The organism is uncultured Maricaulis sp., from assembly GCF_963975345.1.
Classification (GTDB): Bacteria; Pseudomonadota; Alphaproteobacteria; order Caulobacterales; family Maricaulaceae; genus Maricaulis.
Map to the genome: position 1 here is coordinate 24958 of NZ_CAXBGE010000002.1, position 12013 is coordinate 36970.

12 protein-coding genes are annotated in these 12013 nt (G+C 62.1%); 3 read left to right on the forward strand and 9 right to left on the reverse strand.

Annotated features, from left to right (window positions below; translation table 11 throughout):
* Positions 1–174 precede the first annotated feature (174 nt).
* Positions 175–1098, forward strand: a complete 924-nt coding sequence (gene nudC, locus AAC029_RS01810) for an NAD(+) diphosphatase (RefSeq protein ID WP_339743331.1) — start codon at positions 175–177, stop codon at positions 1096–1098.
* An 86-nt stretch (positions 1099–1184) separates the two neighbouring features.
* On the opposite strand, the gene AAC029_RS01815 is transcribed toward nudC, so the two are convergent.
* Positions 1185–1709 (reverse strand): porin family protein, encoded by a 525-nt coding sequence (locus AAC029_RS01815; RefSeq protein WP_339743333.1) that lies wholly within the window; start codon positions 1707–1709, stop codon positions 1185–1187.
* A gap of 348 nt (positions 1710–2057) precedes the next feature.
* On the opposite strand from AAC029_RS01815, the gene AAC029_RS01820 reads away from it, so the two are divergent.
* Entirely contained in the window at positions 2058–2738 is a 681-nt protein-coding gene (locus tag AAC029_RS01820; protein WP_339743335.1) for a cytochrome c family protein, read from the forward strand.
* An 87-nt stretch (positions 2739–2825) separates the two neighbouring features.
* Here the strand turns inward: AAC029_RS01820 and AAC029_RS01825 are convergent, their stop codons facing one another.
* From AAC029_RS01825 to AAC029_RS01835, 3 genes are read right to left on the reverse strand one after another with little or no spacing between them, the layout of a single operon-like run.
* Positions 2826–3677: an NlpC/P60 family protein gene (locus AAC029_RS01825; protein WP_339743337.1), complete on the reverse strand. Its 852-nt coding sequence runs from the start codon at positions 3675–3677 to the stop codon at positions 2826–2828.
* Positions 3617–4018, reverse strand: a complete 402-nt coding sequence (locus tag AAC029_RS01830; protein WP_339743339.1) for a MarR family transcriptional regulator — start codon at positions 4016–4018, stop codon at positions 3617–3619. The genes AAC029_RS01825 and AAC029_RS01830 overlap by 61 nt, the downstream gene beginning before the upstream one ends.
* Before the next feature lie 32 nt (positions 4019–4050).
* Positions 4051–5409, reverse strand: coding sequence for a leucyl aminopeptidase family protein (locus tag AAC029_RS01835; protein ID WP_339743341.1), 1359 nt, complete (start codon positions 5407–5409; stop codon positions 4051–4053).
* 120 nt (positions 5410–5529) lie between these two features.
* On the opposite strand from AAC029_RS01835, the gene AAC029_RS01840 reads away from it, so the two are divergent.
* Positions 5530–6324, forward strand: coding sequence for a tetratricopeptide repeat protein (locus AAC029_RS01840; RefSeq protein WP_339743343.1), 795 nt, complete (start codon positions 5530–5532; stop codon positions 6322–6324).
* Positions 6325–6353: 29 nt separating this feature from the next.
* Here the strand turns inward: AAC029_RS01840 and AAC029_RS01845 are convergent, their stop codons facing one another.
* The 5 genes from AAC029_RS01845 to AAC029_RS01865 all read right to left on the reverse strand — a co-directional run bounded on the left by AAC029_RS01845 (position 6354) and on the right by AAC029_RS01865 (position 12007).
* Entirely contained in the window at positions 6354–6848 is a 495-nt protein-coding gene (locus AAC029_RS01845) for a hypothetical protein (protein WP_339743345.1), read from the reverse strand.
* A gap of 62 nt (positions 6849–6910) precedes the next feature.
* A complete protein-coding gene (locus AAC029_RS01850; RefSeq protein ID WP_339743347.1) occupies positions 6911–7909 on the reverse strand; it encodes a type II secretion system F family protein in 999 nt (332 codons plus the stop codon).
* A gap of 10 nt (positions 7910–7919) precedes the next feature.
* Positions 7920–8912 carry a type II secretion system F family protein gene (locus AAC029_RS01855; protein ID WP_339743349.1) on the reverse strand — a complete coding sequence of 331 codons (993 nt, stop codon included), beginning with the start codon at positions 8910–8912 and terminating at the stop codon, positions 7920–7922.
* A gap of 2 nt (positions 8913–8914) precedes the next feature.
* Positions 8915–10429 (reverse strand): CpaF family protein, encoded by a 1515-nt coding sequence (locus tag AAC029_RS01860; RefSeq protein ID WP_339743351.1) that lies wholly within the window; start codon positions 10427–10429, stop codon positions 8915–8917.
* A gap of 6 nt (positions 10430–10435) precedes the next feature.
* Positions 10436–12007 carry an AAA family ATPase gene (locus AAC029_RS01865; RefSeq protein ID WP_339743353.1) on the reverse strand — a complete coding sequence of 524 codons (1572 nt, stop codon included), beginning with the start codon at positions 12005–12007 and terminating at the stop codon, positions 10436–10438.
* Positions 12008–12013: the final 6 nt, after the last annotated feature.

Consider the following 12013-nt stretch of genomic DNA (forward strand, 5'->3'; position numbering starts at 1 on the left):
GACGCACCCCACACGCCCTTCGCCATCAGCAGAGCGCCCGCCCCGACGCGCTAACGCCGGCCCGGAATCAATAGGCGGATTGGGGACTTCTATTTCCGGGCAGCCCGTTGAAGCCGCTATGGAACCCTTGTAAGCCTCCTCCTGCTGTCAATCTCTCCCAACCCGGATTTTGCCATGAGTGACCGTTCCATCCTGATCAATCGCGCGCCGCTGGTGTTTGCCGGATCACCGCTTGATCGCGGCGAGCTGCTGCGCCGCGACGCGAACAAGCTCGCGGCCCAGGCCGAACGGGAGAATGCTTGGACGATGGTCCTGTTTCGCGGCCTGCCGGGAATCGCTGACGGTGGCGCGCTGGGCTGGATGAAGCTCGATGACTGCACCCGGCTTTATGGTCCTGCGCTGTTGCAAGTCTATCTCGGCGAATTGCGTGGGGATCCGGTCTTTGCGACCGAATTATTGCAGGAACCGTCAGTGGAGGCCGACTTCGCTTTCATGGATGCGCGCCAGGCCGCGATGGCGCTGAGCCAAAGCGAAGCGGCAATCTTCGCCCATGCCAAGGCGCTGCTCGCCTGGCATGAGCGCAATGGTTTCTGCGCCAATTGCGGCGCAGCGACCGCGATTGTTTCCGGCGGGGCGAAGCGGGTTTGCGGCGACTGCCAGGCCGAGCATTTCCCACGCGTTGATCCTGTCGTGATCATGCTGGCTGTGGACGGCGAGCATTGCCTGCTCGGCCGGCAGGCGAGCTGGCCGCCAGGTATCTGGTCGGCGCTGGCCGGATTTGTCGAGCCAGCGGAAACCATCGAAGAGGCCTGTGCCCGCGAATTGCATGAAGAAGCCGGCATCATCGCCGATATTGCCGCCACGCGCTATGTGATGGCCCAACCCTGGCCCTTTCCCTCATCCTTGATGATCGGCTTGGTCGCGCCGGTCACAACAGCCGAGATCAAGGTTGATCGCAATGAGCTCGAGGATGCGCGCTGGTTCAGCCGCGACGAGGTCCGCGCCATGCTTGCCGGCGAACATGCCGAGGCACAATTGCCGCCCTCGGTCGCCATTGCACGGCGCTTGGTCGAATTATGGGCTGACAGGGAAATCTGAGGCCGCGTCACCACCTCCAGAGCGCGCCCAATGAAAAGGGCCGCACGCTCAGCGCACGGCCCTCTCCCATTATCGGTTCGACCCGATTAGCCGCCGAAGCGACGCACATAGCTGACACCATAGACGTCAGAACTGCCACCATCTTGATAGTCGAAATTGGTGTAGTCCAACCGGACGCCATTACGGCCGTCGATCAGGTATTCGCCGCCAACGCCATAAGCCCAGGCATCAGAGTCGGCGCTGGCCGAGAAGCCAGGAACGCTCGCGTCGATCTGCGAGTTGGTATAGCCGGCGCGCAGGAAAACATTGCCGTGTTCATTGCTGAACGGACGCACAACACCGAACACGCCAACAGCGTAGTCGAGGCTGACATCGGCCGTCGTGCCGAGCACGGTCACGCTGTCGTCGCCGACACCGATATTGGCTTGGCCTTCGACACCGAAATACTGGTTGAAGTCATAGCGACCACGAAACACGACGGAATCGAGATCAACACCGTCACCGCTAAATCGCTCATAGCCGGCGCCGAGGGTGTAGCTTGCGTCCTGGGCCTGCGCGATCGAACCGAGCGCGAGAACCGAGAGGGAAGCAGCGAGAATGGAACGCATCATGATGATATAACCCTAGCTTACATACTTGTAATGCACGCGACATGCGTGCTTTCGAGAGTTTTGATTTCGCCCCGCTCTCCCGCATTTTCAAGGCTGTGAATGTGGCACTTCTGCGGCAAATACAGTCTGTAGCCAGCCGGGGCCGCGAGGTCGGATTTTCCCAGATAGGGCAAGTGGGAAGGCGGGCGCACGCCCGCAAGGGGGCCGCAGATATCGCGCATGTACTTGGGATAGACGGGTAATGCGGCGTGATACCGCATGCACAAGAACACCCTGGCCTGTTGCCTGTAGGCGCGGCGCATGCCAAACACGGCTCCAACTTTCGGCTAAATCGTAACGGGGGCGTCGATGGGCGATCTCTTCTTTAACAAGATTGCTGGCGTCATTATTGGCGGCATTCTTGCCATTCTGGTCATCACTGAAGTCGGGCATATGCTGGTGAAATCCCACGCACCCGAGGCGCTGACGGCCGAGAACACGGCTTATCCGGTCAACTGGGCTGCGCTTGAGAGCGGCTCGGCAACGACGGAACAGGCCGTTGTCGCAGGCCCGACCGATTACGGTCTGTTGCTCGCGAGCGCGGATGCCAGCGCCGGCGAACGCGTCGCCCGCCGATGCCAGTCCTGCCATAATTTTGAGAATGGCGGCGCCAACGGCACCGGTCCACACCTTTGGGATGTCGTCGGCCGCCAGATCGCGAGCGTGCCAGACTTTAATTACAGCGACGCCCTGCACGCCCTTGGCGGCGCTTGGGATTATGCGCGCTTGAACGCTTTCCTCGAAAGCCCGGCCCGTTATGCACCAGGCACGGCGATGACCTTTGCCGGCTTGCGTGACGAAGGCCAGCGCATGGACCTGATCGCCTATCTGCGCAGCCTTTCAGAAGCGCCTGTTGCTTTGCCTGATCCACTGCCAGTTCAGACTGCGGCCGCTGTCGACACGGCCGTGACAGACGCTGCGGCTGCCACGGACATACCTGCGACGCAGGATGCCACAGCGCCTGCTGAAGTCCCGGGCGAAGGCCATTAGGCCTCAAACGCACTGAGTACAAAAAGGCCCCCGGAACATCAGTTCCGGGGGCCTTTTTCTGCCCGAAACCCAGCTTGAATCTGGACGTCAGACCGGGCGAAAAATCTTGCGGACCGGGGCATGCCCTTCCCGGATGCGTTGCTCCGCCTCATCGAAGGCTTCCAGCGTTACATCCATCCAATGGCCATTGGCGTGCAGAAGATGTTCGCTATCGGTCATGATGCCGACATGGCCTGGCCAGAAGACGACATCGCCGCGCTCACGCGTTGGGCTCTGGGTCACATCGGTCCAGCTGGCCGCGAGGTGCGCCTCCTGTTGATCCGAATCGCGCGGCACCGGGATGCCGGTCGCCAACAAAGCCATCTGCACCAAGCCCGAGCAGTCCAGCCCGAGACTTTCCTTGCCGCCCCACAGATAGGGTGCGCCGAGAAAGGACTCCGCGACCGCGACGAAATCGTCGGCATGCTCGTCCAGCGGCGCGGCGTGCGGGGTGAAGACCCAGCCCAGACCGATCGCCTCGACATAGCGGCTCTCGCGGCGGCCCGCCCTGAAACTGCAATTCAGCGACAGCAGAAGATTGGGTTCAGATTTCAAGTCGGGCTCGGAGAAGGCATAGGTCCGCAGCGCCGTGACGCGATGATCGACCGGTTCGACGTCCTCGCTCAGCGCCAGCAACTCGACCCAGCCGACAAAGCCGTCGGCACGGGAATAACCCCAGCCCCAGCCATCCTTCTCCTCAAGCAAGGCAAAGATATCGCCGGCCAGCAGCTGATCATCGACGGCGCCATGCGGTTCTGGCGTACGGCGGATCGGCACCGAGGCGGCAATGGCCTGGCGATCAACCGGTTCGACAAAGCGCTCCGCCTCGACCTGGCCCTTCAGATGGGCCGCGGCGAGATCGGGGCGTGCGGGTGTGAGGCGGGGATCCAGGGCGGGCAAGTGGCAGTCTCCTCGGCGCGATGGGCGACGGTTTCACCGTAATCGTACAGAAACACGGCGCCTTTGACAGTCCGGTGTACCGAGACATCGCGCCGGTCGGCCTGATCACGCTTGCGCCGGATAAAGCCATGGCGTTGCAAGACGTCGAGGGCCCGGGTCACCGCCGGTTTGGGCAGGTCGAGCACCTGCGCCAGCTCGCGCACGCTATGCGGCCCAGGACGCATGAAGATCGCCAGCAACAGCGCAAATTGCCGCGCTGTGAGATCAGCCGCAGCGCCGCGCACCGCGTCTGAAGAGACACGTCGCATCATCTCAAGCGATGTCATCGCCTGTGAAGCCATGCTGCAACCCCGAAACGGCTATCGATTCAAAGCTATTTTACGAAGCGCTGTTTGAGCATTTGGTAAACGGCGCGCGCGCCCTGCATCTCGCCGCCCTTGGGCCGGCCGGGCCGGTCCTTCAGATTCCAGCCGAAAATGTCAAAATGCACCCATTTCGATGTGCCGACGAAGCGGCGCAGGAACAGGGCCGCCGTGATCGAGCCGGCCATCGGTATCGCGGCGCTGTTGACGATATCAGAGATATCGCCGTCGATTTCGCGGTCATAGCCGTCCCAGAGCGGCATGCGCCAGACCGGGTCGCCGACGGCATCGCCAGCGGCGGCAATCTCAGACGCCAGCGCCTCATCGCCTGTGTAGAAGGGCATCACCTCAGGACCAAGCGCCACCCGCGCTGCACCAGTGAGCGTCGCGAAGTCGAGCAACAGGTCTGGCTCATCCTCGACGGCCCGTGCCAGGGCATCGGCCAGCACCAGGCGGCCTTCCGCATCGGTATTGTCGATTTCGACTGTAATACCCTTGCGTGAGACGAGAATGTCGCCTGGCCGGAAGGCATCGGCACCGACCGCATTTTCCACTGCCGGAACCAAGAGGTGCAGCCTGACCGGCAATTTCGCCGCCATCACCAGCTGGGCCAAGCCCATCGCATTGGCGCCGCCCCCCATATCCTTCTTCATCCAGCGCATGCCGGAGGCCGGTTTCAGATCGAGCCCGCCGCTATCGAAACACACGCCCTTGCCGACCAGCGCCAGACGCGGATGGGCCGGATCGCCCCATTCCAGTTCGAGCAGGCGCGGCGCCTCCCCGGCGGCGCGGCCGACGGCATGGATCATCGGGAAATTCTGCTTCAACAGCGCATCGCCCTTGGTCACATTCACCTTGGCACCATGCTCCTTGGCCAGCTTGCGAAAAGCCGCTTCGAGCCCCTCCGGGCCCATGATGTCGGCCGGCGAATTGACCAGATCGCGCGTCAGCATCACCGCAGAGGCGATGGAGGCAATCTCGGTGATATCGGTGCCCGCGGGCGGCACGAGACGCGCAGGCGCGCGCTCAGCGGCCTTGAAGCGGGTAAATCGATAGCTGCCCAGTGCCCAAGCCAGCGAAACCATGCCCGGATTGAGGGCCTCAGGGATTTCGTCGACCTGCCAATCGCCCTCGGGCAGGCCAAACGCCGCCGCCCCAAGCGCAAAAGCGTCGAGCCCGTTGCCAACGCCAAACAGGGCGCCGCAAATACTGTCAGAGGGCAGCAACACGATCTGCCCCGGCTTGGCTGTGAAACCAGCCGCGAGCGGACGTTCAGCGGCGGGCAACTGGGCGATCACCTCGTCGCGTTTGTCCTGGGTCACCAAACGGACGGTCCGCGCCAAAGCGGACGTGGAAAAGAAGGCATTCATGGCAGTTAACCTTTCTTGTGGAGTCCGTCTGCGGCCAGACCGGCGGCACATATTTGTCTTAACGCATTCTTGACCGGGCGGGCGCAGATTCAAGCCACGCTCGCAGTAAATGGTCCGATCATGCGCATCTCACATATTCTTCTCCCCTTCGCCGTCCTGACATTGAGCGCCTGCGCAACGACCGGCCGCACCGACGACGAACAGGCACTGGCCGCCTCGCTTGACGCCCGCAGCATCGTGCCCGCGACGGACCAGCAGCGCACGGCGATCCGCAGCCAGGACATGCTGACCCAGGCGACGTTCTGGGCCGAAGCGCACGAGCTCAACCCGTCCGATCTCGAAGCCGCCTATGAATTGTCCAACGCGCTGCGCCAGTTGGGTAACCCACAGCGCGCGATCGAGATTGCGCAGCAATCGCTCGCCCTTCACCCGGACAGCCCGCAGCTCTTGCTCGCCTATGGCACCGCCCTCACCTCGATTGGCCGCGGCTCGCGCGCGACCGAATCCCTGCAACGCGCCGCGCAAGCCGATCCGGGCAATTGGCACATCCTCAACACGCTGGGGGTTGCCTATGAGCAGGGCGGCCTCTCGGCGCAGGCCCAGCAGTATTTTCGCGACGCGCTCGCCCTCTCCCCTGGCGAACCATCGGTGATGTCCAACCTGGCGCTCTCCCACGCACTCTCAGGTGAAGCCGAGATGGCGGAACGCATGTTGCGTGAAGCGATGGCCCGGCCCGGCGCCGAGGCGACTGTCCGGCAAAATCTAGCGCTGGTGATTGCCTTGCAGGGCCGATTCGACGAGGCAGAACAAATGGCGCGCTACGATGTGACGCCCGAAATGGCACAGGCCAACATGGCCTATATCCGCTCAATGCTGACCTCACGCCGCAGCTATGATTCGCTGCGCACCGACTAAACTGGTCCCGCAACGATCAAAACCGTAAGTCAGTTTCCAGTGACAGGAACCGGTGGCGGCGGGGGTGGCGGCGCGATTTCGGCGTCATCCATTTTCTTGAGCGGGAAGTCTTTGCGCAAGAGCGGCGTGACCATCGTGTGGTCGAAGCGGAAATCCTCCACCAGCACCCGCATCTCCATCGGAGCCTTGCCGCCCTTTGAGGCCTCGCTGGCACGGTAGAGCGCATAAAGTCGCAGGTAATTCTTGTCGTCGCGGCCCATCGAGGTGTCGTCGAGCCGGGAACAGATATTGATCAGTTTCTGGATGCCCTGTTTGCGGCGTCCCGATTTGAGCTCGATCATCGCTGTAGCGAGATCGACCTTCCAGCCCATATCGGCAAAATGGGTTTTGGGGGCCGCAGACAATTCCCGGCGTGCCAGTGCGACATCCTCCTCGGCGATGGCCGCCATGGCAGAAGCAACGGCCTGATCAGCCGCTTCGATCTGGTCGCGGAGCTTGTCCGCCGATTTGCGCCCGGAAAACATGGGCTGTGTCCACCTGTCCAACATGCGGCTCGCCATTCAAGTAGCGCGCCAATCCAAAACCATCACATGCTATTGAAACGAATGATGGCGGGTCCGAGGATAACCACGAACAACACAGGCAGGAAGAAGACAATCATCGGCACTGTCAATTTGGCGGGAAGGGCGGCGGCTTTTTTCTCGGCATTGGCCAGCCGCATGTCGCGATTTTCTTTTGCCATCACCCGCAAGGCCTGCCCCAGCGGCGTCCCGTAGCGCTCAGCCTGGATCAGCGAGGTGCACACGGCCTTCACACCGGGGTGGTTGGCGCGCTTGGCGAGGTTTTCATAGGCGATGCGGCGATCCGGCAAATAGGCCAGTTCGGCGGTCGTCAGCGACAATTCCTCAGCCAGTTCGAGCGATTGAGTGCCGATTTCCGAGGCAACCTTATGGAAAGCCGCCTCGATCGACATGCCGGCCTCGACGCAGATCAACAGCAGATCCAGCCCGTCAGGAAAGGAGCCCATGATCGATTGCTGGCGCTTGGCGGCGGCGTTGGAAAGATAGAGATTTGGCGCGTAATAGCCGAGCAGGCCGAAGCCGAGAGAGAAGCAGATACGGGTTATGGTCGGCAGGCCGAAATCATCGACCATGAAGACGTAGAACAGGGCGCCGAACAACAGCACGAAGGGCATCGTCAAGCGGAAGAAGTAGAACGTCACCGTCGGGCGATTGCCGCGAAAGCCGGCTTGCTGCAGCTTCAACTCCAGGGTCGGGTCTTCGAAAGCCTTTTGCAGATTGAGCGAATCGACAACCTTGCGCATCACGCCCTTGGCCTCGACACTGCGAATCGAACCGCCGCTCCGCCCGCGTGAATTGGCCTCGAGCTGCTCACGATTGCGCTTGCGCAACTCCTCACGCCGGTTGCGCACCGATTTGACCCGCTTGTCCAGATTGTCGCCGCCCATCATCGGCGCCGACAGCGTGACAATCGTGGCGAAGACCAAAATGGCCGACACCATCATCACCAGCGATTGGGGATCTGTCAGGAAGTCGCGTATCGCGTTGAAGCTGATGCCGAACATGTTCATCGCCTCACATTTTGAAGTTGATCATGCCGCGCATCACGAAAATGCCGATCGCCATCCAGGTCGCGCCGCCCAGCAGCATCAGCTGCCCGGTCGGGTGAACGAACATCTGGCTCATATAATCGGGCGTTGTGACGTAGACGATCGCGAGCACGCCGGGCGGCAGCGAGCCGATAATAAAGGCCGAGGCCTTGGCCTCCCCGGACAGCGCTTCGATCTTCTCGCGCATCATACGGCGCGCCCGCAAAACGCCGGACAGATTGCCCAGGGTTTCGGCCAGATTGCCGCCCGTCTTCTGCTGGATGACCAAGACGGTGCGAAAGAAATTCAACTCGGACAAAGGCATGCGTTCGCACATTTTTTCGAGCGCGTCGTCGAGCGATTGGCCAACCCGCAGCCCTTCGGTCAAAAGCTGGAATTCGGAACAGATCGGCTCGGGGGATTCGCGCGCGATGATGTTGAGACACTCATTCAGCGGCAGACCGGATTTGACGCCGCGCACGATGATGTCGATGGAATTGGCGAATTCGCCGGTGAACTTTCCTTTCCGGCGTGACGACAACAGGCCCAGCGTCCAACGCGGCATGCCCATCCCGGACACCAGCGCAATGCCAGCCGAAACCAGCAGGCTCTGCCCCGTCACCAGCGCAATAAGAAGCCCCGCAACGCCCATGCCCGCCGAAGCGATCCAGAACGCGCTCGGCGTGAAGGTCATGCCGGCCTGTTGGATGCGCGCCTTGAGGGTAATCGCTTTCTTTCGGATATCCTTCTGGCGCTGCTCCATATCCTTCAGCGAATCCTGGACCTGACGGCGGCGCTGGGCGGCACCATCGAGGACTGTGGCGGTGCGTTTGCCGCGCGTCGCCCGGCCGCCAACGGCGCGGTCCAACCGCTTCTTCGACTGGGCATCACCCATCGCGCCGAGGGTAACCCAGCCGACGCCGCCAACCGCAAAGAAGGCAGCTGCAGCGGCGAGGATGAAGGCAAAATCGGGGCTCACGGTCAGGCCTCCGACGCGTCGAGCGCAGCGGCCAATTCGCGGTCGAGCCCGAAATAGCGGGCGCGGTCCCAGAATTTCGGACGTGCAATTCCGGTGGAGACATGACGCCCGGTAATACGGCCATCATCATCCTCACCCTGGATTTCATAGAGGAAGAGGTCCTGGGTGACGATCACTTCGCCCTCCATGCCGACAACTTCGGTGATGTGGGTGATCTTGCGCGATCCGTCACGCAGGCGGGCCGCCTGAACGATGACATCAATCGAACCGACGATCATTTCCCGGATCGTGCGGGTCGGCAGGTTATAGCCACCCATCGTGATCATGGATTCAATCCGCGCCATCGCCTCGCGTGGCGAGTTGGCGTGCAGCGTGCCCATCGAGCCGTCATGGCCGGTATTCATGGCCTGCAGCAAATCGAAGGATTCAGGTCCGCGGACCTCGCCGACGATGATGCGTTCAGGGCGCATGCGCAGACAGTTCTTGACCAGATCACGCATAGTGACCTCGCCGCTGCCTTCCAGATTGGGCGGCCGGGTTTCAAGGCGCACCACATGCGGCTGTTGCAATTGCAGTTCGGCGGCGTCTTCGCAGGTCACAACCCGCTCATCGAGTTCAATGAAGCCGGTCATACAATTGAGCAGCGTCGTCTTGCCGGAACCGGTACCGCCAGAAATCAGCACGTTACAGCGGCTGGCGCCGATGACAGCGAGAACCTTGGCGCCCTCTGGTGTGATCGAGCCGTAATTGACCAGATCGGGCATGGTCAGCTTGTCTTTTTTGAACTTCCGGATCGTCAGGGTCGGTCCGTCCAGCGCCAGCGGCGGCGCGATGACGTTGACGCGGGAGCCATCGGCGAGGCGCGCATCGCAGATCGGCGAGCTCTCATCGACCCGGCGGCCGACCTGGCTGACGATGCGCTGGCAGATATTCATCAGCTGGGCATTGTCGCGGAAGCGGATATTTGTCTTCTCGACCCGTCCATTGACTTCAATGAAGACGGCGTCGGCGCCATTGACCATGATGTCGGAGATGTCGTCGCGCGCCAGCAAGGGCTCAAGCGGGCCATAGCCGAGCACGTCATTGCAGATGTCCTGGAGCAGTTGTTCCTGCTCGGCGATCGACATCGCAACATTCTTGATCGAGATGATCTCGGTGACGATGTCGCGGATTTCCTCCGCGGCCGTCTCCTGGTCCAAACGCGATAATTGCCCCAGATCGATCGTGTCGATCAGGGCGTTGAAGATCGTTGTCTTGATCGCGTAATATTCTTCGGAGCGGCCACCGCTTTGGTCGGCCGACGCACGAGCGACGCGCGGCGCAGCCTTGGCGGCCAGCTTGTTGACCGGCTTGGCAGCCGGTTTTGCGGTCAGCTTGCCGCCAGCGCCCGCCGTTGAGTTTGAGGCCGGGCGCGTCGCGCTGCTGGCAACGGGCTCAGCACGGGGCTCAACCTTTTGCTGGGTTGGCGCCGCCGGTGCCGGCGTCGGTGAAGGACCTCCAGCCCGTTTGCCAAACATGACGGGTTAGCCTCCGAACAATTTTGAGGCGAGCGAGCGCTTGCGCAGCGGCGCGGCCGTGCGCCCGGTGACCAAACCGGCAAGATGGGCGAAGCCATCAGCCGCTTTGGATTTCGGGTCGAGCTCGGTAATCATCTGGCCGTTATTGGCCGCCTTGCCGAATAATTGCGGCTCAAACGGCAGCACCAAGGCCGGTTGCGTGCCGAGCGCGTCGGCAAAATCTTTCACTGGAATTTCCGGCCGCTTCGGCATGCCCGCCATATTGACCACGACTTTCGGCAAGTCGTCGTTGGGACGCGCGCCGGCGATCAGGTCGAACAGATTCTTGGCATTGCGCAGCGAGGCCAGATCCGGCGTCACGGTAACCACAACCTGGTCGGCAGAAAGCAAGGTCTGGCGCACCCAGGGCATCCAGAGATGCGGCAGGTCGAGGGCAACATAGGGTGCCTGACGGCGCACTTTATCGAGCACCATCTCGTACTCACTCGGGGAGAACTCCCAGTCACGGTCGAGCGTGGCCGGGGCGGAAAACAGGCTCAGACGTTCGGTACAGCGCACCAGAAGCCGGTCGAGCAGCGCGTCATCCAACCGGTCGGGCTCATTGAGCGCATCGCCCAAAGTCTGGGCCGGATCCTGGTTGAAATCGAGACCAGCGGTGCCGAAGGACAGATCGAGATCGACCAGCACAGCATCGGTGTGCAGGCCTTCCGCCAGCGCCCAGGAGCAATTATGCGCCACGGTCGATGAGCCGACCCCGCCCTTGGCACCGATAAAGGCGATGGTCTTTCCGGCAAAGGGTTGATCGGGATCGAGGAACAGGTCGGAAATTGAGCGGATCAGGTGCAGCGGCGTCATTGGCGGCACGAGATATTCGCTAACGCCGCGCTTCATCAATTCGCGGTAGAGGGCGATATCATTGGCGGCGCCAATGATGATCACCTTGGTGTCCGGATCGCAGACGCTGGCCAGCTCTTCGAGCTGTTCGAACAGGCCTTGGCCGCGCATGCCGGATTCGACGATCAGCAAATTGGGCGTCGTCGCATCATGATAGCGTTCGATCGCAGCAGGCAGCCCGCCCAGTTCAACGGTCAGATGCGCCTTGGCCAACCGCCGGTCGCCGGCGGCATTGTGAACCAGGGCGCCGGTCTCGGGGCGCTCGCAAAAGGCAGCAATCGAGATTCGCGGCACTGGCTGGTCGGTGACATCGCGGTCGATTTCGCCGAACAGGGCTTCGCCGGCCGGCATCGCCGCCTGCGTCGCCATGAATTCGTCCTGCAACTCCGCAAATTCGGCATCGAGCGTGCTTTGCGGCGGCGTCGCAGGCGTTGGCGCAGGCGCCGGGGCTTCCGACTGGAAACTGTCAGTGAACTCATCCTCGACCAGCGGTGCGCCGGCTCCGAAACGGCGCCCGCCTCGCTCAGGCTCCGCCTCGAACGGCGCCTCGGCCTGCGCGGAGACCGGCGCAGCACTCGGTGCGGGCTCGCCGAGCATCAGCCGCTCGATATCCGAAGCGTCGAGAAAGGGGTCGTCCCCCTCCAAAATTGCGTCCCTGTTCAGGGCATGTTTTGCGTCAGCCATGATCGC

What these genes read in the sequence shown, in the direction of transcription:
- nudC (WP_339743331.1), top strand. Translation starts at nt 175, where the DNA reads ATGAGTGACCGTTCCATCCTGATCAATCGCGCGCCGCTGGTGTTTGCC.
- AAC029_RS01815 (WP_339743333.1), bottom strand. Translation starts at nt 1,709, where the DNA reads ATGATGCGTTCCATTCTCGCTGCTTCCCTCTCGGTTCTCGCGCTCGGT.
- AAC029_RS01820 (WP_339743335.1), top strand. Translation starts at nt 2,058, where the DNA reads ATGGGCGATCTCTTCTTTAACAAGATTGCTGGCGTCATTATTGGCGGC.
- AAC029_RS01830 (WP_339743339.1), bottom strand. Translation starts at nt 4,018, where the DNA reads ATGGCTTCACAGGCGATGACATCGCTTGAGATGATGCGACGTGTCTCT.
- AAC029_RS01835 (WP_339743341.1), bottom strand. Translation starts at nt 5,409, where the DNA reads ATGAATGCCTTCTTTTCCACGTCCGCTTTGGCGCGGACCGTCCGTTTG.
- AAC029_RS01840 (WP_339743343.1), top strand. Translation starts at nt 5,530, where the DNA reads ATGCGCATCTCACATATTCTTCTCCCCTTCGCCGTCCTGACATTGAGC.
- AAC029_RS01845 (WP_339743345.1), bottom strand. Translation starts at nt 6,848, where the DNA reads ATGTTTTCCGGGCGCAAATCGGCGGACAAGCTCCGCGACCAGATCGAA.
- AAC029_RS01850 (WP_339743347.1), bottom strand. Translation starts at nt 7,909, where the DNA reads ATGTTCGGCATCAGCTTCAACGCGATACGCGACTTCCTGACAGATCCC.
- AAC029_RS01860 (WP_339743351.1), bottom strand. Translation starts at nt 10,429, where the DNA reads ATGTTTGGCAAACGGGCTGGAGGTCCTTCACCGACGCCGGCACCGGCG.
- AAC029_RS01865 (WP_339743353.1), bottom strand. Translation starts at nt 12,007, where the DNA reads ATGGCTGACGCAAAACATGCCCTGAACAGGGACGCAATTTTGGAGGGG.